Below are 17,999 nucleotides of genomic sequence, written 5' to 3' on the forward strand. Positions count from 1 at the left end.
TCCTCAGGCGCGCTTCGCCTCGATCGCTTTCCAAATGATCTCTGCGGTGTTTGTTCCATCGAAGCGTTCAAGCTCCTGAATGCCGGTCGGCGAGGTCACGTTAATCTCGGTCAGATAATCACCGATCACGTCGATCCCCACGAAAATCTGGCCCTTTTCTTTGAGAAGCGGCCCGATCTTGGCACAAATCTCCAGATCGCGTTCGGTCAGCCCGACCTTCTCGGGACGCCCGCCGACATGCATATTCGAGCGGGTTTCCCCCGCCTGCGGCACACGGTTGATCGCGCCCACCGGTTCGCCATCCACGAGGATCACACGTTTGTCGCCATTGGACACATCCGGCAGGAATTTCTGCACGATCATCGGTTCGGTCGACATCGAGGTAAAGAGTTCGTGCAGCGAGGACAGGTTGCGGTCATTCGGGTCGAGCCGGAACACCCCGGCCCCGCCGTTGCCGTAAAGCGGCTTGAGAATGATGTCGCCATGCTTGGCCTTGAACACCTTGATCGTCTCCAGATCGCGAGCGATGGCCGTCGGCGGCGTCAGGTCCGGGAAGCGCAGAACGAGAAGTTTCTCAGGATAGTTGCGCACCCAGAACGGATCATTGACCACCAAAGTGCCCGGCGTCAGCAGCTCGAGCAAATGCGTTGTGGTGATGTACCCCATGTCAAATGGCGGATCTTGGCGCAGCCAAACCACGTCATAGTCGGACAGGTCCACCTCGATCATGTCACCGAGACTGTAGTGATCCCCCTCTACGCGGCGCACCTCGACCGGCCAACCGCGCGCGGTGACGCGGCCTTCCTGAAAGGCCAGATGCTCCGGCGTATAGTAGAAAAGCTCATGCCCACGTTTTTGGGCCTCTTCCATAATGCGAAAAGTGCTGTCGGCGTTGATATTGATCGGACCGATCGGGTCCATCTGGATCGCGACTTTCAAGGGCGCAACTGTCGAAGGCAAGGGCTCATCTCCCGGAACTGATTTCCCTTTAGATGGACCAGCCCGGCGTCGCATTCAATGACTATGTCCTGTGCGCAAGGTCACATACACCTCTCACATCAGCGCATTCTCGAGACATTCGACCTCACCAGCCCCGTTTACGAGAGCAACATCAATCCGCATCGGCGTCAGCAAACCTTTCGGCAAACGCCCGATATAATCTTCCGCGCTGGCGCAGAGCCGCGCGATTTGCCGCGCCCCAAGCGATGCCCCAGCACGCGCATGAGTTTTCGACGCTTTCACTTCGACAAAGACGATTTCATCATTTTTTCGAAAGATGAGGTCGATTTCGCCACCGGCACCGCGCCAGCGACGCTCAAGAAGGTAATGACCGCGACGATCATATTCACGCGCAACACTTTCCTCCGCAGAGAGACCAAACATATAGGCCAACTGGCCGCGCAGTTTGCGCGGGGCGTCGACCTCATCATGCATCAAATCAAACGGCATGTTCACTCCTTACCAAACGCGCTCAGTTCCTAACCCGACCACAAACATTTACCTACCAAGGCCTCACTTGCTGCCGGACATCACTTGCCGGACATCGCGAGTGCCATTTGGTACACATCGCGCTTTTTCAGCCCGTGCTTGGCCGCCACCTCATGCGCAGCATCCTTGAGCGACAGACGTTCCAGCGCCTCCGCCAACTCCGCCTCAAGATCCGCCTCGGACACCTCATGCGCCTCCGCCCGCCCAACGAGCATCACAATTTCCCCCTTCACAGGCGCGTCGCGCAGGCTTTCCTCCAACTCCCGAAGCGTGCCTTTGCGCACCTCCTCGAATTTCTTCGTCAACTCCCGACACATGGCCGCCGGACGCGTCTCTCCCAAGGTCTCGCACAATTCTCCTAACGTTCGGTGAATCCGTTTCGGGCTTTCATAAAAACCGAGTGTCGCAGGCACCTCTGCAAAGGAGGCAAAGAATTTTAGACGCGCGCCTTGGGACGACGGAGGAAATCCGGCGAACAGAAAGCGGTCGGACGGCAGGCCGGAAATCGTCAGCGCCGCGACCATGGCAGACGGCCCCGGCGCAGAGGTCACGGGGATGCCTTTCTCAAGGGCCTCACGGCACAGAGCAAAGCCCGGATCCGCCACCAGAGGCGTGCCGGCCTCGGAGGCATAGGCAACGGATTTCCCCTGCTCCATCAGAGAGATAATGCCGGGCCGGGCCTGCGCGCCATTGTGATCATGATAGGCGATGACATGGCGTCCATTCAAAGGAATGCCGTGAATTTCCATAAGTTTACGCAGGCTGCGCGTGTCCTCGGCCGCGAGAACATCGGCGGAGGCGAGAAGATCGAGCGCTCGCAGCGTGATATCGCGCGCGTTCCCGATGGGTGTGGCGAGAAAATAAAGTCCGGCGGGAAGCTGCTTGGCTTGGTAAATCAATGGTCTCTCGGGTCTTTGCGGCGTTTACTCTTTTGAACGTGTCGCATAGGCTGCCCACAAATTTGCGTGGCCCTCGTGTCGCGTTCGTGTTTGCCGTCAGGAGTGAGGTTTCCCCCATGTTCGCCGTTCTGCGCGCCGCCCGCAAGTCGCTCGCCACTTTTGCTGTTGGCCTGTCCCTTATTGGGCTTGCCGCCTGTGATCCGGGCGCTTTCCCGGTCGGTGGCGGACCAACGATCAACACTTCGAAGCCGGTGCCCGTTGCCCTCCTCGTGCCCTACGAATCGTCCAGCGCCGGGGATGTCGCTTTGGCAACCTCGCTCGAAAACGCCGCGCGTCTGGCGATGGCCGATCTTGATGGCGTGACGATTGATCTGCGCGTCTATCCGACCGCTGGTCAGGCGGAACGCGCGTCTGCGGCCGCGACGCAGGCCGTGAGAGACGGTGCGAAAATCATTCTCGGCCCGGTCTATGGCGGCTCCGCCAAGCTCGCGGGCATTCCGGCGGCCAATGCCGGGATCAACGTGCTGTCCTTCTCGAACAACCCCGACATTGCGGGCGGCAACGTCTTTATCCTCGGGCCGACCTTCCAGAACACGGCAAACCGTCTGGTGTCCTACGCCCGCGCCAATGGCAAAGGCCGGATCATGGTCGTGAACGGCAACAGCCCGGCGGAGAATGCGGGAGCCGCAGCGATCAAGACCGCGATTGCCCGCCAAGGCGCGACTTTGGCTGCCGAAGAAAGCTTTGAGCTCAGCCAGCAAGGCGTTATTCAGGCCATCCGCCCAATCGCCTCTGAGGCCCGCAGCTCCGGCGCAAATGCCGTGTTCTTCACCTCCGGCAATGATGGCGCGATGCCGCTTCTGGCGCAGATGCTGCCGGAAAACGGGCTGAAGTCACCTGATCCGCAATACATCGGCCTGCAACGCTGGAATGTGCCCACATCGGCTTTGAGCCTTCCGGGGCTGCAAGACAGCTGGTTCGCGATCCCGGACCAACAGCTGACCGCGAATTTCTCCGGCCATTACAGCGCGACCTATGGCCAGCCGCCCCATGCTCTGGCCGGGCTCGCCTATGACGGCATCGCCGCAATCGGCGCCCTGGTTCAGGCGGGTGATCAAAACGCGCTGACCGCTCAGGGCCTGACCCGTAGCTCCGGCTTTGTCGGCGTCAACGGCATCTTCCGCCTGCTCGCCAATGGCACCAACGAACGCGGCCTCTCCGTCGCGACCATTCAAAACAATCAGGTAATCGAGATTGACCCTGCACCAAGAGCCTTCGGCGGCGCCGGATCCTAAATCCACGGCGCTCGCCAGTTTTCTACCCAGCCCACCGGGCACATTGATCTGTGCCGAAGACGCAATTTTCAACGTGACCGACGTGGCCGCGCAGCTTGAGGCGGCGTGGCAGGAAGCGGCAGATCCCGCCGCCCTGCGCAAGGGCACAGTCAGCGTTCTGAACGATGCGCAACACCGTGGGCGCGACGCCATCGCAAGCGCCATGGCGGAAGCGCCGCGCAACGCCCGCCCGGCTCTGCGGGCCTATGCCTGGCTCACCGATTGCCTTGTCACCACGGTCTTGTTCACCGCGATGACCAAGCTGCATCCGAACCCGAACCCGTCCGAAGGCGAACGGATCGCTGTGCTGGCGGTCGGCGGGTATGGACGTGGAGAGATGTCGCCCCACTCGGACGTGGACCTTCTGTTCCTCGCCCCGCATAAGATCACCGGCTGGATCGAGAGCGTGGTGGAGAGCATGCTCTACATGTTCTGGGATTTGCACCTGAAGGTCGGCCATTCCACCCGGACGATCCGCGATTGTATCCGGCTGGGCAAAGACGATTTCACCATCCGCACGGCGATGCTTGAACTGCGGTTCTTGTCCGGAAACCGCAAGCTCGCCACAGAATTGCACCAGCACCTGCGCGACGAATTGTTCCGCAACACCGCCCGCGAATTTATCGAAGCCAAACTCGAAGAACGCGCAACGCGTCACCGCAAACAGGGCGGTCAACGCTACGTGGTGGAACCCAATATCAAAGAGGGCAAAGGCGGGCTGCGCGACCTGCACACGCTGTTTTGGATCGCGAAATACGTCCACGGGGTCCGCAATGCCGCCGATCTCGTAAAAGCCGGTGTCTTCACGCCTGAAGAGTTCCGCCAATTCGAAGAGGCGGAAACCTTCCTCCACGCTGCCCGCAACGCGCTGCACCTGATCGCCGGGCGCCCGATGGACCAGCTGACCTTTGATATGCAGGTCGAGGTGGCCGAGCGTCTGGGCTATATCGATCACTCGGGTCGCCCTGCCGTCGAACATTTCATGCAGGATTACTTCCGTCATGCCACCCGCGTGGGGGAGCTGACCCGGATTTTCCTGACCTCCCTGGAAGCCCAGCACGTCAAACAAGAACCGGCGCTGCAACGCCTGTTCAAACGCCGTCGCAAGATCAGCGATCAATACGAACTGGTACACAACCGGCTAAACGTGAACGACCGGAAGGCCTTCCTCTCCGACAAGCTCAACCTCCTGCGGATTTTCGAAGAAGCTCTGCGCACCGGCTATTTTCTTCATCCCGATGCGATGCGGCTGATCTCGGCCAATCTCAACATGTTCGACAATGAAATGCGCGAGTCGCCGGAAGCGCGCCGCATTTTCCTCGATCTTCTGCTCAAACACGGCAACCCAGAACGGGCTCTGCGCCGGATGAACGAACTTGGGGTGCTGGGCGCCTTCGTGCCGGAATTTCAGTACATCGTCGCGATGATGCAGTTCAACATGTACCACAGCTACACGGTGGACGAGCACACGATTCAGGTGATTTCCAACCTCGCGGAGATTGAGCGTGGCGAATTGGAAGACGCGCTTCCGGTCTCCACACGCATCCTGAAAAACGGCGTGAACCGCAAGGTACTCTATGTTGCGATGTTGCTCCACGACATCGGCAAAGGCCGCAAGGAAGACCATTCGGTCATTGGTGCGCAGATCGCGCGCAAGGTTGCGCCGCGCCTCGGCCTCAAGCCCGCAGAATGCGAAACCGTCGAATGGCTGGTGCGCTATCACCTTTTGATGTCCGACATTGCCCAGAAACGTGACATCGGTGATCCGCGCACGGTCCGCGATTTTGCCAAAGCGGTGAAGACCCGCGAGCGGCTCGATCTTCTGACGGTTCTGACGGTTTGCGACATACGCGGCGTGGGGCCGGGCGTCTGGAACAACTGGAAAGCCACCCTGATCCGCAACCTGCATTCGCAGACGGCCTATGCGCTTGAACATGGACTCGAAGAAATCAACCGCGATGCTCGCGAAGGCGAGGCCAAGAAAGAACTGCGCTCGCGCCTCACCGACTGGAGCGCCGCCGAGAAGCGCACGGAAACTCAGCGCCATTACAGCACCTATTGGCAAGGTCTGCCCTTTGCGGCGCACGAGATTTTCGCGCATCTGCTGCGGGACATTAAGCCGGACGAAATCCGCATCGACTTGCACCAAGACGAGGATCGCGATGCGACCCGTGCCTGTTTCGCACTTGCCGATCACCACGGTATTTTCTCTCGTCTCGCAGGGGCTTTGGCTCTGGTCGGGGCCAACGTCGTGGACGCGCGGACCTTCACCTCGAAAGACGGCTATGCCACCGCCGTGTTCTGGATTCAGGACAATGACGGCAATCCTTTCGAAACCGCCCGCCTCCCCCGTCTGCGCCAGATGATCGACAAGATCTTGCGCGGCGAGGTTCTCGCCCGTGAGGCCCTCAAATCCCGCGACAAGATCAAAAAGCGCGAAAGCAAATTCGATGTGCCGACCTCGATCACCTTCGACAACGAGGGCTCGGAAATTTTCACCATCATCGAGGTGGACACCCGCGATCGTCCGGGGCTGCTCTACGATCTGACGCGCGTGCTGGCCGAGAGCAACATTTCCATCGTCTCCGCCCAGATCGCCACCTACGGGGTGCAGGTCGTCGACTCCTTCTATGTGAAAGACATGTTCGGGATGAAACTCCATGCAGAGACCAAGCGTCAGGCGCTTGAGAAAAAACTGCGCGAGGCGATTGTGACCGGCGCGAAACGGGCGCATTCGGGATGAAACCGATCCGCCTCATTCGAGGTTTTGTCACAGTTGGCGGCTGGACTTTGATGAGCCGAATCCTCGGCTTTGTGCGCGACGCTTTGATCGCCGCCTATCTCGGGGCCGGGCCTGCGGCAGAAGCATTCGTTGTGGCTTTCTCGCTGCCGAACATGTTCCGCCGTTTCTTCGCCGAAGGCACGCTCAACGTCGCCTTCGTGCCGCTCTTCGCCAAGAAAGTCGAAGCCGAAGAGGATGCGAAACGCTTTGCCGAGGACACTCTGTCGGCCCTCGCCACGGCGTTGATCGCCCTCACGCTGATCGCAACGCTGTTCATGCCCGCTTTGGTGACCGCCATGGCCGCAGGGTTCATTGGCGACGCTCGGTTCGACATGGCTGTCGACTTCGGCCGCATTGCCTTCCCCTATGTGCTGTTCATCTCGCTGGGGGCTTTGTTCTCCGGCATTTTGAACGCCACCGGACGTTTCGCCGCCGCCGCCGCCGCCCCCGTGTTGCTCAACGTCATTCTGTCTGCGGCCATGATTGGTGCGGCGAAACTCGGGCTGCCGGTGGACCGCGCCCTGATCTGGGCCGTGCCCATCGCCGGGATCGCACAGCTCGCCGTGGTCTGGCGCGCTGCCGCGAAAATCGGCTTCAACCTGCGCCCCCGTCTGCCGCGCCTGACGCCGGAACTCAAACGCCTCCTGATCCTTGCCGGTCCCGCCGCGCTCGCAGGTGGCGTCGTTCAGATCAACCTTCTCGTCGGTCGTCAGGTCGCCTCTTTCTCGCAAGACGGTGCGCTTCAGTATCTCAACCTCGCCGACCGTCTGTATCAACTCCCGCTCGGTGTCGTCGCCATCGCCATAGGGATTGTGCTCCTGCCCGATCTCTCCCGGCGCTTGCAGGCCGGGGACCACGAGGGCGCACGCCACGCCTACAACCGTGCCTTTGAATTTGCGCTTCTCTTGACCGTGCCCGCCGCAGTCGCGCTGATCGTCATTCCAGAACCGCTGATTTCCTTCCTGTTCCAGCGTGGCGCCTTCACGCCTGAGGATGCCCACAAGACCGCACTCGCGGTCATGATCTATGGCCTCGGCCTGCCCGCCTTTGTGATGCAGAAAGTGTTGCAACCGCTGTATTTCGCCCGCGAGGACACTCGCAGCCCGTTCCGCTTTGCGCTCTATGCCATGGTGATCAACGCCGTGGCGGCCATCGGCCTGTCCTTCATCATCGGCTATCTCGCCGCCGCCGTCGCGACCACCGGCGCCGCATGGGGCATGGTCGCACTCTTGTGGTTCGGCAAAAAGTCGATGGGCGACGAGGTACATGCGGATGCCCGCCTTATCAAACGCGCGCCGCGCATTCTGATCGCCTCGCTCTTGATGGGCGCGGTGCTTTGGGCCGGAGAACTTGTGCTGTCACCAGTGTTCGAGCTGTCGCGCGGATTGGGCACGTTGATGCTCGTGGCGCTCGGCATCGTCGGTTATTTCGGCATCGCGCATGTGATCGGCGCGGTCCGGATTGCGGAGTTGAAAGGCTCTGTCCGACGCGGCGGTTAACCCAGAGTTCCGGCATTGCAGCCCCATCCCAAGCGCAAAAACGCGTTCAGGGCAATTCAATTCCCCTGAACACAAATCTCAACGCTGGCGCAACCGGGTCACGATGCGCCCGAACGCCCCCGGAACCAAAAGCGCGGCCATCGCAAACCCCGCAACAAAGCCGGCCAAGTCGGCGACCCAATCGGGCGAACCGCCGAACAACACCGCGAACACAAGTTGAATGCCCATCAGGAAACCGATCAGCGTGAAGGCCCGCACCCGGTTCTGCTGCATCGCGCCGAGGCCGAGCCAAAGAATGAACGTATACGCGCCGATGAAGCCGTAGGCCGCAGGATAGGCCCCGACCAGAGGCCGATCCACGGTCAGAAACAGCCCGTAGGCGAGAGAGCCAGCCAAGGTGGACACCACAAAGATCACCAGCACCGCAACATTGCCGAAGGTCTCCCCCACCATCTTGCCCAGCGCGAGGATGAACACGACGACCATCAGCGCATGGGTGATCGAGAAATGCACAAAGGCGTAGGTGAAGAACCGCGCCACATGTTCCAGCGGCCATGTGTTATAGGCCCGCATCTGTTCGAACACGGCGTCATAGAACCCGAAGTCCTGAATCGCATAGTTGCGCCAACCGATCGCGTCATGCCCGCCGATCAGGCCCAGCGCGCCGATCTGAAACACCAATTCGATACCGCCAAGCACCAAGGCAATCGCCACAACCATGGGCGGCAATGCGTTAAACGGCCCTTCCGGACGGGAATAATCATGATCATCAGACATTGAACGGGCCTTTCCTTGACGCTCTCGCCCCGCATAGGTAAGCCACGATCACCTATTATTCCAGTGACGGAGTTCCAGATGGACAAGCCTGCCTTCACCCCCCGCGTTTTCTCGGGGATCAAGCCTTCGGGCGGGCTCACCCTCGGCAATTACCTCGGCGCGATCAAACGCTTCGTGGATATGCAGGGCGGTGAGTTCGAAACCATCTATTGCGTGGCGGATATGCACGCGATCACCGTCTGGCAAGACCCCGAAGAACTGCGTCAGGCAACCCGTGAAGTAACCGCAGGCTTTCTGGCCGCCGGAATCAACCCCGAACGGTCCATTCTGTTCAACCAGTCCCGCGTTTCGGCCCATACGGAGCTCGGCTGGCTGTTCAACTGTGTCGCCCGTGTCGGCTGGATGAACCGCATGACCCAGTTTAAGGACAAAGCAGGCAAGAACGCCGAGAACGTCTCTCTCGGCCTCTACGCCTACCCGTCCCTGATGGCCGCAGACATCCTTCTGTACCATGCCACCCATGTCCCCGTGGGCGAGGACCAGAAGCAGCACGTCGAACTGACCCGCGACATCGCCAACAAGTTCAACCACGACTACAAGGTCGACTTCTTCCCGGAAACCATTCCGGTGATCGAAGGCCCGGCGATGCGCGTGATGAACCTTCGCGACGGCACGAAAAAAATGTCCAAATCGGGCGAAAGCGATATGGAACGCGTCAACATGACCGATGACGCCGACACCATCGCCAAAAAGTTCAAAAAGGCCAAAACCGACCCCGAGCCGCTGCCCGAGGAAATGGAAGGTCTCGCGGACCGTCCCGAAGCCCGCAACCTCGTCAACATCTACGCAGGTCTTGCCAACATGACCGGCGAAGAGGTGCTCGCGGAATATGGCGGTCAGGGCTGGGGCGCTTTCAAACCCGCGCTTGCCGAGCTGGCCGTTGAAAAACTCGCACCGATCTCATCGGAAATGGCCCGCCTGATGAACGATCCGGCCGAGATCGATCGCATCCTCGCCAAAGGCGCGGAGAAAGCGAAAGTGATCGCCGATCCGATCCTCGACAAGACCTTCGATATTATGGGCTTCGTGCGCTAAGCGCGAAACGCATTCGTATCAAACACAAAGGGCGCCCGATTGCGGCGCCCTTTCTCATGTCCTCTTTGTATGTCCTTTGTGCCGGAAATACTCAGATCAGCTTGACCTGCGTGCCCACGGCAACCCGGTCGTACAGGTCGATGATCTGTTCGTTGTAAAGACCAATACAGCCATCGGACGACCGCCGCCCGATCTTGCGCGTGTCATGGGTGCCGTGGATGCGGTAATACTGCCACGACAGGTACAGCGCCCTTACGCCCAGCGGGTTCTGCGGCCCGGCAGGCACTGTGACCGGAAGGCTCGGATCACGCTCGCGCATCGAGGGTGTCGGGGTCCAGGTCGGGTTCTTCACCTTCTTGATCACCGAAGTGTAGCCACGTTTCGTCAGCTCGCTCGAGATCGGCACAGAGGTCGGGTAAAGCTTGTAGTCTTCGTCCGCACTCCAATAATGCAGCGCCCGGCTCACCGTGTCGGCCACGATCGCGCCCTGCCCCAAGGCGTCGAAGTGATCGCGCCAGTTGATCGTGCGAAAGCTTGAGATGTTGTGCCGCGACAGCTCAGGATTTTTCATATCCTCCGGCAGGGTCAGACCGATTTCCTCGGCAGATGCGCCGCGCGCGAGAAAGGGCGTGGCGAGGGTCATGGCCGCGAAACGGCTCAGGAACTGGCGTCTCTTCAATGTCATACCGACAGGCTCCGTGTGCTTGATATGCAGATGCGTCGCGACAGGGCGCGCATTGATTGAGCGCATGAAACCGCGCCAGCGCGCTCAGCTCAAATCACGAACAGGTTAACGCCCCGGCCCCTCACCGAAACGCAGCAGCAATGTCACATAAGGGTTTCATTCCTCCCCTACCAAAGAGACACGGGACATCAGAATCAGGCTCGTCCCCGCCAAAGCGCTTGCCCTTACGCGCGCGATGTCCCCGGCTGATCGTTTGTCCCCAACGGATCAGAACCATTATGCCCCCGGCCCCCACGGCCGGGGGTTTTCTGATCGATGCCAGATGTTTCGCCGCAGGGCAGAAATGCGCGCACGCCTTGCGTCCGACGTCCGGCTCGGTCATCATCGCGACAGTCCGGCACGCACGTGTCCAATTCAGAGGCCAGAATGCGCAAGTTTCTCGTCATCCTTGATGACAGTCGCGAATGTCTCAACGCCATGCGTTTCGCCGCCATGCGCGCTGCAAAAACTGGTGCAGGCGTCACCATCCTGTCGATCATCCCTCCGGAAGAGTTCAACCACTGGATCGGTGTCGCCGATCTGATGCGCGAAGAGACCCGTGAACGAATCGTCGCCCATTACGAGGTTTTCGCCAAATGGATGCGTGATCGTCAGAACGTCGATCCGGAGCTTGTGATCCGCGAAGGCGAAGCCGTGCATGAAATTCTCGCCCAGATCAAAGAAGATCCCTCAATCGGAGTTCTTGTCCTTGGTGCGGGTACGGAAAAACACGGTCCGGGGCCGCTGGTCACAGCCATGTCGAAGCAAGCCGGCTTCCTGCCAATCCCGATGACCTTGGTCCCCGGCGAAATGTCCAAGGAACGGCTTGAGGCGGTCACCTGATGCCCATGCCCGAGAGCTATCACCATTCCGAGACAGAATTCCGGTCCTTTCTTGAGGATGCAAACGCCCGCATGGGGCATGTGATGGACAGTGACGACATGACCTACACTGCCGTGGACGGGGTGTTGCAATGTTTCCGCCGCCGCCTGACCCCGCCACAGGTGATTGCCTTCGGCGATGTTCTCCCCTCAACGCTTCGCGCCATGCTGGTCTACAACTGGCGGGTCGATGCGGTCCCTCTGCCCTTTGGCACACGCGCGGAGATGATCCGGGAAGTGCACGCGGTGCGCAAGAACCACAACATCACGCCCCTGAACGTGATCGAGGCCACGGCCTATGCGCTCTGGCGGCATTGCAATCACCACGATCTCGAACGCGTTCTGGCGCAGATCGGACCGGAGGCCGTCGCCTATTGGCTTGTCCCCGGCCTTTCTCCGGCAGAGCTTGAGCAGAAGATGATTTGAGGCGGTTACGCCTTGACATTTCACCTTAGAATGGTTCTAAATGTTGACTTTCGGCGCCGAAGGGCGCATATCCGACCTGTCCACTAAGGAATACGCGCCATGTTCATTCAGACCGAATCCACGCCGAACCCCGCCACGTTGAAGTTCCTGCCCGGCCAGAGTGTTCTGGAAACCGGCACCGCCGACTTCAAAACCGCCGAAGCTGCCGCAGGCTCGCCGCTTGCCTCCCGCATCTTCAAGGTCGGTAATGTCACCGGCGTTTTCTTCGGCTCTGACTTCGTGACCGTCACCAAGGACGAGTCGACGGACTGGGATCACGTCAAACCTGCGATCCTCGGCGCGATCATGGAGCATTTCCAATCCGGCGATCCGGTGATGGAAGGTGAAAACACCGCGCCTGCCGGTCACGCCGATCATGACGGCCCGGACAGCGACATCGTCACGCAGATCAAAGAGCTGCTCGATACCCGCGTGCGTCCGGCCGTGGCTCAGGATGGCGGCGACATCACCTTCCACGGGTTTGATCGCGGCATCGTCTACCTGCACATGCAGGGCGCCTGCGCAGGCTGCCCGTCCTCGACGCTCACGTTGAAAATGGGCATTGAGAACCTGCTGCGTCACTACATCCCCGAAGTGCTTGAAGTCCGCCCGGTCGCAGCCTAAGCGCTGCACAGGTGGCTGACACCTTGAGTTCCAATGAACTGGCCGCGCTCCACGCGGCCTGTTTCACCACGCCTCGCCCGTGGTCTGCGGCGGAATTCTCCGACTTGCTCGCTGCAAATAACGTCTTTCTGGTGACCGGCGAAGGCCCCTCCTTTGCTCTAGGGCGCGCACTTGCCGGAGAGGCCGAACTTCTCACCCTCGCGGTCGCCCCCGAGGCTCGTGGCCGCAAGTTCGGACGCCTTGCCCTTCAGACTTACGAAGCCGAAGCCCTCTCCCGCGGGGCAGAGGATGCCTTCCTAGAAGTCGCCAGCACCAACAATATCGCGATTTCACTCTATCTCTCGGAAGGCTATCGCGAATCCGGGCGCCGGAAAAACTATTACAGCGCCCCTGACGGAACCAAGATCGATGCTCTGGTGTTCACAAAGCGCATAAAACAGTCGTAACCCAACGTCACACTGTGCGCTCAGACGTAATCCCTCCCGGAACAACGACCGAATGGTCAAATTTGGTAAAATGTGTATTGACCCCCGGACGGGGACGCGCCCTAATCCGGTCCAAGGCGCGCGCTCGGTGCGCTCACATGGGGTGTGACGTGATCGCCAGCGCAATTGTGTTAAGCGCTGCACGGGACACCCCCAATACAAGTACCTTAACGGGAGATTACCATGACCCTGATGAAAAGCTTTCTCGGCGCAGCGGCGACTCTGGCGCTTACCTCCGGTGCCGCTCTCGCCGACCCGGCGATCATCTTCGACCTTGGCGGCAAATTCGACAAATCCTTCAACGAAAGCTCCTACAATGGTGCTGAACGCTGGAAAGAGGAAACCGGCGGTTCCTACCGCGATGTCGAATTGCAATCCGACGCCCAGCGTGAGCAGGCCCTGCGCCGCTTTGCTGAAAACGGCTTCAACCCGATCGTAATGGCTGGTTTCTCCTTCTCGACTGCCCTCGAAACCGTAGCGCCCGATTTCCCGGACACGAATTTCGTGATCATCGACGGCGTGGCCGACCAACCGAATGTGCGTTCCGTGGTGTTCAAGGAAGAGGAAGGCTCCTACCTCGTCGGCATCGCTGCTGCCTACGCCGCAAAAGGCGACACCGTCTCCTTCGTGGGCGGCATGGACATCCCGCTGATCTCCAAATTCGCCTGTGGCTACGCTCAGGGCTTCAAGTCCGTGAAACCCGAAGGCAACGTCATCGTCAACATGACCGGCACCACCCCGGCAGCTTGGAACGACCCGGTGAAAGGCGGCGAATTGACCCGCGCTCAGAAAGCGGCTGGTTCCGAAGTTGTGTTCGCAGCGGCTGGCGGCACCGGTCTCGGCGTTCTGCAAACTGCAGCCGACGAAGACATGCTCGCCATCGGCGTGGACAGCAACCAAAACTACCTGCAGCCGGGCCACGTTCTGACCTCCATGGTCAAACGCGTGGACAACGCAGTCTATGATGCCTTCACGCAGGGCGAAGACCTCGAAACCGGCCTCTTTGTGATGGGCCTCGCCAATGACGGCGTGGCCGCTGCCATCGACGAATACAACGAAGCTCTGATCACCCCGGAAATGAAAGCCGCGCTGGACGACGCCACTGCGAAAATCATCTCCGGCGAAGTCGTCGTGCACGACTACATGACCGACGAAACCTGCCCGGCTTACTAAGGCGGGCCTCGCATGAGCGTTCAGAACGAGGCGGGGCGGCAGGAGACTGTCGCCCCCACCGCATCCGCCCCCGCCATTGAATTGCGCGGGATTTCCAAAGCTTTTGGCCCAGTGCAGGCCAATAAGGACATTTCCATCTCTGTTGCCAAGGGCTCGATCCATGGCATCATCGGCGAGAATGGCGCCGGCAAATCCACGCTGATGTCGATCCTCTACGGCTTTTACAAAGCCGATGCGGGTCAGGTTCTCATCAACGGGAAAGAAGTCCAGATCACCGACAGTCAGGCCGCGATTGCTGCGGGTATCGGCATGGTCTTCCAGCATTTCAAGCTGGTGGAGAACTTCACCGTCCTTGAAAACGTAATCCTCGGCGCCGAAGACGGCGGGCTGTTGAAGCCGTCGCTCGCCAAGGCCCGCAAGCTGTTGAAACAGCTCTCTGACGAATATGAATTGTCCGTCGATCCGGACGCCTTGATCGAAGACCTCTCCGTGGGCCACCAGCAGCGGGTCGAGATTCTCAAGGCGCTCTACCGTCAGGCGGACATCCTGATCCTCGACGAGCCCACCGGCGTGCTGACGCCTGCGGAGGCCGATCACCTGTTCCGCATTCTGGAAGGGCTGAAGGAACAGGGCAAAACCATAATCATGATCACGCATAAACTGCGTGAAATCATGGAGATCACCGACACGGTGTCCGTCATGCGCCGCGGAGAGATGACCGCGACCGTGAAGACCGCGGAGACCTCCCCCGAAGACCTGGCCGAGTTGATGGTCGGACGCAAGGTCTTGCTGCGCGTCGACAAAAAACCAGCCACGCCCGGTGCGCCTGTCGTCGAAATCGAAAACCTCGAAGTCGTGGACGAACAAGGTGTTCGCCGCGTCAAAGGCATCGACTTGACGGTGCATCAAGGCGAAATTCTTGGCATTTGCGGCGTCGCGGGCAACGGCCAGACCGAACTTCTCGAAGTGCTCGGCGGCTATATGAACGGCACCGGCAAGATCCTGATGAACGGTCAGGAGATTGACCTGTCCGGCAAACACTCGAACGGCCAGACCCGACGCGCACGCGGCATCGCCCATGTGCCCGAAGATCGTCACGACGAAGGTCTGATCCTTGAGTTCCAAGCTTGGGAAAACATGGTGTTCGGCTATCACCACGCGCCGGAACACCAAAAGAACGCCCTGCTGATGGACAATGCCGGAATCAAGGCGATGACCCAGACCAGCATGGACAAGTTCGACGTGCGCCCGCCGAACCCGAAGCTGGAGGCGAAATCCTTCTCCGGCGGCAACCAGCAGAAAATCGTGCTGGCCCGCGAGATCGAGCGCAACCCGGACCTGTTGCTGGTCGGCCAACCGACCCGCGGCGTCGACATCGGCGCCATCGAATTCATTCACCAACAGATCGTGGCGCTCCGCGATCAGGGCAAAGCGATCCTTCTGGTTTCCGTGGAGCTTGATGAAATCCTGTCGCTCTCCGACCGGATCATCGTCATGTTCGACGGTCAGATCATGGGCGAGCGCATGCCCACAGACACGAACGAGGGTGAGCTTGGCCTGTTGATGGCCGGGATCACCGAGAAGACGGCGGAGGCAAAACAATGAGCAAAATGCCGAAATGGGCGGATGCCGTCCTCATTCCGCTGATCTCCATCCTGATCGCATTTTTCTTTTCCGGCGTCGTGATCTGGGCCATCGGCAAAGACCCGGTGGTCGCGATCAAGACCATGGTGCAGGGCGCATTCGGTTCGACCCAAGGGATCGGCTACACGCTGTACTACGCGACGAACTTTATCTTCACCGGCCTTGCCGTCGCCGTCGCCTACCACGCGCGGCTGTTCAACATCGGCGGCGAAGGTCAGGCCACTCTGGGCGGTCTGGGCGTCACACTGGTCTGTCTCGCCGTGCCGTGGCCGCATTGGGCGCTTGCCCTGCCTGCGGCCATGATCGGTGGCGCACTCTTCGGCGCAGCCTGGGCCTTTATCCCCGCCTGGCTACAAGCCAAACGCGGCAGTCATATCGTGATCACCACAATCATGTTCAACTATATCGGCGCGGCTCTGTTGGGCTATGTCCTGTTGAACATCCTGAAGGTTCCCGGCTCCATGCTGACGGAAAGCGCGCGTTTTCCGGCTGGCGCGCACCTGCCGACCTTCCATGAAATGCTGGCCCCCTTCGGCATCGAGTTCAACAAAAACGCGCCAGCGAACATGTCGTTCCTCGTCGCCATTCTCGCCTCCATCGCGTTCTATATCCTGATCTGGAAAACCCGGCTCGGCTATGAAATCCGCGCCTACGGGCAATCGGAAACCGCGGCGAAATACGCAGGGATCAACCCGGCGCGCATCGTGATAATCGCCATGCTGATCTCCGGCGCGCTCGCGGGCCTCATGGCGATCAACAACGTCATGGGCGAGGCTGAACGTCTCATCGACAACGCGGTCGAAGGCGCGGGCTTTATCGGGATCGCCGTGGCACTCATGGGCCGCAACCACCCGATCGGCATCTTCCTCGCCTCGATCCTGTTTGGCTTCCTGTACCAAGGCGGTGCGGAACTGGCCTTCTGGGAATCCATCCCGCGCGAGTTGGTCGTCGTCATTCAGGCGCTCGTGATCATGTTCACCGGGGCGCTCGACAATATGGTCCGGGTTCCGCTTGAAAAGCTGTTCCTGACCTTCAGCAAAAAGAAGGAGGCGTAAGATGGATTATCTCACAGTCATCCAGATTCTCGATAGCTCCGTCCGCCTCGCGACGCCTCTGCTTCTCACCTGTCTCGCAGGTCTGTTCTCCGAACGTGCGGGCGTCGTTGACATCGGCCTTGAGGGCAAGCTGCTCATTGCAGCCTTCCTCTCCGGTGCCGCCGCCGCCGTCACGGGGTCGATCTGGATCGGGCTTCTCGCCGGCGTTGCGGGTTCTCTGGCCTTCTCCATGATCCACGGGCTTGCCTCGATCACTTTCAAAGGCGACCAGCTGATCTCCGGCGTGGCGCTCAACTTCCTCGCTGCGGGCCTCACTGTCGTTGTGGGGCAAAGCTGGTTCCAGCTCGGCGGGCGCACGCCCTCTTTGTCCGGCAACGGACGGTTCGAGGGCTGGGATCTGCCCTTTGCCGATGCCATGGCGAAAATCCCGGTGATCGGCCCGGCCTATGACGAGCTCATCTCCGGCCATACCACGCTGACCTATCTGGCGCTTTTGGCCGTACCTTTGTCCTGGTGGGTGCTCTACCGCTCCCGCTTCGGGCTGCGTCTGCGCGCCGTGGGCGAGAACCCCAGCGCCGTCGACACTGCCGGGATTTCGGTCGTGCGCCTGCGCTACGCCGCGCTGGTGATCGCGGGTGTGCTTTGTGGCCTTGCGGGCACCTACCTCGCCTCTCTGGCGGCGGGTTTCGTCAAGGACATGTCTGCGGGCCGGGGCTACATCGCCCTCGCCGCGCTGATCTTCGCGAAATGGCGCCCTTGGTACGCGCTTTGGGCGACGCTGCTGTTCGGCCTTCTGGAGGCCATCGGCAACCGCTACCAGTCCATCGCTCTCGGCGACATCGTGATTCCGGTGCAGTTCATGCAAGCCCTGCCCTACATCCTGACCGTGATCATCCTCGCCGGTTTCGTCGGCAAGGCGATCCCGCCACGCGCCAGCGGCCAGTCCTATGTGAAAGAACGCTGAAACCACATTTCAGCACGTGTGAAAACGGGCCTTCGGGCCCGTTTTTTATACCCGCATCGTGGCTCAGTATTTGACCAAACTGGCAATTCATTGCATTGCTGAATAAAGAC

Annotated in this window: 17 protein-coding genes; 12 read left to right on the top strand and 5 right to left on the bottom strand. The window is 60.1% G+C overall.

Annotated elements, in window-relative coordinates:
* Window positions 1–3: 3 nt before the first annotated feature.
* The 3 genes from gshB to rsmI all read right to left on the bottom strand — a co-directional run bounded on the left by gshB (window position 4) and on the right by rsmI (window position 2,387).
* The gene (gene gshB / locus ACYBHZ_RS01895) at window positions 4–939 is read right to left on the bottom strand and encodes a glutathione synthase (RefSeq protein ID WP_460273175.1); all 936 of its coding nucleotides are present in this window, start codon (window positions 937–939) and stop codon (window positions 4–6) included.
* 114 nt (window positions 940–1,053) lie between these two features.
* Complete coding sequence (locus tag ACYBHZ_RS01900; protein WP_460272486.1) at window positions 1,054–1,449, bottom strand: YraN family protein; 396 nt, start codon at window positions 1,447–1,449, stop codon at window positions 1,054–1,056.
* A gap of 80 nt (window positions 1,450–1,529) precedes the next feature.
* Entirely contained in the window at window positions 1,530–2,387 is an 858-nt protein-coding gene (gene rsmI / locus ACYBHZ_RS01905) for a 16S rRNA (cytidine(1402)-2'-O)-methyltransferase (RefSeq protein WP_460272487.1), read from the bottom strand.
* Window positions 2,388–2,503: 116 nt separating this feature from the next.
* Here rsmI and ACYBHZ_RS01910 point away from each other — a divergent pair, with 116 nt between their 5' ends.
* Genes ACYBHZ_RS01910 through murJ form a run of 3 tightly spaced genes read left to right on the top strand, consistent with a single transcriptional unit; the run spans window position 2,504 to window position 8,002 of the window.
* Entirely contained in the window at window positions 2,504–3,682 is a 1,179-nt protein-coding gene (locus ACYBHZ_RS01910) for a penicillin-binding protein activator (protein WP_460272488.1), read from the top strand.
* The gene (locus ACYBHZ_RS01915; protein ID WP_460272489.1) at window positions 3,642–6,464 is read left to right on the top strand and encodes a [protein-PII] uridylyltransferase; all 2,823 of its coding nucleotides are present in this window, start codon (window positions 3,642–3,644) and stop codon (window positions 6,462–6,464) included. The genes ACYBHZ_RS01910 and ACYBHZ_RS01915 overlap by 41 nt, the downstream gene beginning before the upstream one ends.
* Window positions 6,461–8,002: a murein biosynthesis integral membrane protein MurJ gene (gene murJ, locus ACYBHZ_RS01920; protein WP_460272490.1), complete on the top strand. Its 1,542-nt coding sequence runs from the start codon at window positions 6,461–6,463 to the stop codon at window positions 8,000–8,002. The genes ACYBHZ_RS01915 and murJ overlap by 4 nt, the downstream gene beginning before the upstream one ends.
* A gap of 78 nt (window positions 8,003–8,080) precedes the next feature.
* Here the strand turns inward: murJ and ACYBHZ_RS01925 are convergent, their stop codons facing one another.
* A complete protein-coding gene (locus ACYBHZ_RS01925) occupies window positions 8,081–8,779 on the bottom strand; it encodes a rhomboid family intramembrane serine protease (protein WP_460272491.1) in 699 nt (232 codons plus the stop codon).
* Between the two features lie 78 nt (window positions 8,780–8,857).
* Between ACYBHZ_RS01925 and trpS the strand changes: the two genes are divergently transcribed.
* Entirely contained in the window at window positions 8,858–9,874 is a 1,017-nt protein-coding gene (trpS, locus tag ACYBHZ_RS01930; protein WP_460272492.1) for a tryptophan--tRNA ligase, read from the top strand.
* Between the two features lie 91 nt (window positions 9,875–9,965).
* On the opposite strand, the gene ACYBHZ_RS01935 is transcribed toward trpS, so the two are convergent.
* Window positions 9,966–10,559, bottom strand: a complete 594-nt coding sequence (locus ACYBHZ_RS01935) for a L,D-transpeptidase (RefSeq protein WP_460272493.1) — start codon at window positions 10,557–10,559, stop codon at window positions 9,966–9,968.
* Window positions 10,560–10,985: 426 nt separating this feature from the next.
* Between ACYBHZ_RS01935 and ACYBHZ_RS01940 the strand changes: the two genes are divergently transcribed.
* The 8 genes from ACYBHZ_RS01940 to ACYBHZ_RS01975 all read left to right on the top strand — a co-directional run bounded on the left by ACYBHZ_RS01940 (window position 10,986) and on the right by ACYBHZ_RS01975 (window position 17,889).
* Window positions 10,986–11,441 (top strand): universal stress protein, encoded by a 456-nt coding sequence (locus ACYBHZ_RS01940; protein ID WP_460272494.1) that lies wholly within the window; start codon window positions 10,986–10,988, stop codon window positions 11,439–11,441.
* Entirely contained in the window at window positions 11,441–11,905 is a 465-nt protein-coding gene (locus ACYBHZ_RS01945; protein WP_460272495.1) for a DUF2267 domain-containing protein, read from the top strand. The genes ACYBHZ_RS01940 and ACYBHZ_RS01945 overlap by 1 nt, the downstream gene beginning before the upstream one ends.
* A gap of 99 nt (window positions 11,906–12,004) precedes the next feature.
* A complete protein-coding gene (locus ACYBHZ_RS01950) occupies window positions 12,005–12,568 on the top strand; it encodes a NifU family protein (RefSeq protein ID WP_460272496.1) in 564 nt (187 codons plus the stop codon).
* Between the two features lie 11 nt (window positions 12,569–12,579).
* Entirely contained in the window at window positions 12,580–13,014 is a 435-nt protein-coding gene (locus ACYBHZ_RS01955) for a GNAT family N-acetyltransferase (protein ID WP_460272497.1), read from the top strand.
* A 222-nt stretch (window positions 13,015–13,236) separates the two neighbouring features.
* Entirely contained in the window at window positions 13,237–14,226 is a 990-nt protein-coding gene (locus ACYBHZ_RS01960) for a BMP family lipoprotein (protein ID WP_460272498.1), read from the top strand.
* 12 nt (window positions 14,227–14,238) lie between these two features.
* Window positions 14,239–15,831 (top strand): ABC transporter ATP-binding protein, encoded by a 1,593-nt coding sequence (locus ACYBHZ_RS01965; RefSeq protein ID WP_460272499.1) that lies wholly within the window; start codon window positions 14,239–14,241, stop codon window positions 15,829–15,831.
* Window positions 15,828–16,925, top strand: coding sequence for an ABC transporter permease (locus tag ACYBHZ_RS01970; protein ID WP_460272500.1), 1,098 nt, complete (start codon window positions 15,828–15,830; stop codon window positions 16,923–16,925). The genes ACYBHZ_RS01965 and ACYBHZ_RS01970 overlap by 4 nt, the downstream gene beginning before the upstream one ends.
* Window position 16,926: 1 nt before the next feature.
* Entirely contained in the window at window positions 16,927–17,889 is a 963-nt protein-coding gene (locus ACYBHZ_RS01975; protein WP_460272501.1) for an ABC transporter permease, read from the top strand.
* Window positions 17,890–17,999: the final 110 nt, after the last annotated feature.

Source organism: Celeribacter sp. ULVN23_4 (assembly GCF_054788345.1).

Coding starts and splice junctions, on each gene's coding strand:
- ACYBHZ_RS01900 (WP_460272486.1), bottom strand. CDS start 1,449: ATGCCGTTTGATTTGATGCATGATGAGGTCGACGCCCCGCGCAAACTG.
- ACYBHZ_RS01970 (WP_460272500.1), top strand. CDS start 15,828: ATGAGCAAAATGCCGAAATGGGCGGATGCCGTCCTCATTCCGCTGATC.
- ACYBHZ_RS01945 (WP_460272495.1), top strand. CDS start 11,441: ATGCCCATGCCCGAGAGCTATCACCATTCCGAGACAGAATTCCGGTCC.
- ACYBHZ_RS01925 (WP_460272491.1), bottom strand. CDS start 8,779: ATGTCTGATGATCATGATTATTCCCGTCCGGAAGGGCCGTTTAACGCA.
- ACYBHZ_RS01910 (WP_460272488.1), top strand. CDS start 2,504: ATGTTCGCCGTTCTGCGCGCCGCCCGCAAGTCGCTCGCCACTTTTGCT.
- trpS (WP_460272492.1), top strand. CDS start 8,858: ATGGACAAGCCTGCCTTCACCCCCCGCGTTTTCTCGGGGATCAAGCCT.
- ACYBHZ_RS01940 (WP_460272494.1), top strand. CDS start 10,986: ATGCGCAAGTTTCTCGTCATCCTTGATGACAGTCGCGAATGTCTCAAC.
- ACYBHZ_RS01960 (WP_460272498.1), top strand. CDS start 13,237: ATGACCCTGATGAAAAGCTTTCTCGGCGCAGCGGCGACTCTGGCGCTT.
- murJ (WP_460272490.1), top strand. CDS start 6,461: ATGAAACCGATCCGCCTCATTCGAGGTTTTGTCACAGTTGGCGGCTGG.
- ACYBHZ_RS01950 (WP_460272496.1), top strand. CDS start 12,005: ATGTTCATTCAGACCGAATCCACGCCGAACCCCGCCACGTTGAAGTTC.
- ACYBHZ_RS01935 (WP_460272493.1), bottom strand. CDS start 10,559: ATGACATTGAAGAGACGCCAGTTCCTGAGCCGTTTCGCGGCCATGACC.
- ACYBHZ_RS01975 (WP_460272501.1), top strand. CDS start 16,927: ATGGATTATCTCACAGTCATCCAGATTCTCGATAGCTCCGTCCGCCTC.
- ACYBHZ_RS01965 (WP_460272499.1), top strand. CDS start 14,239: ATGAGCGTTCAGAACGAGGCGGGGCGGCAGGAGACTGTCGCCCCCACC.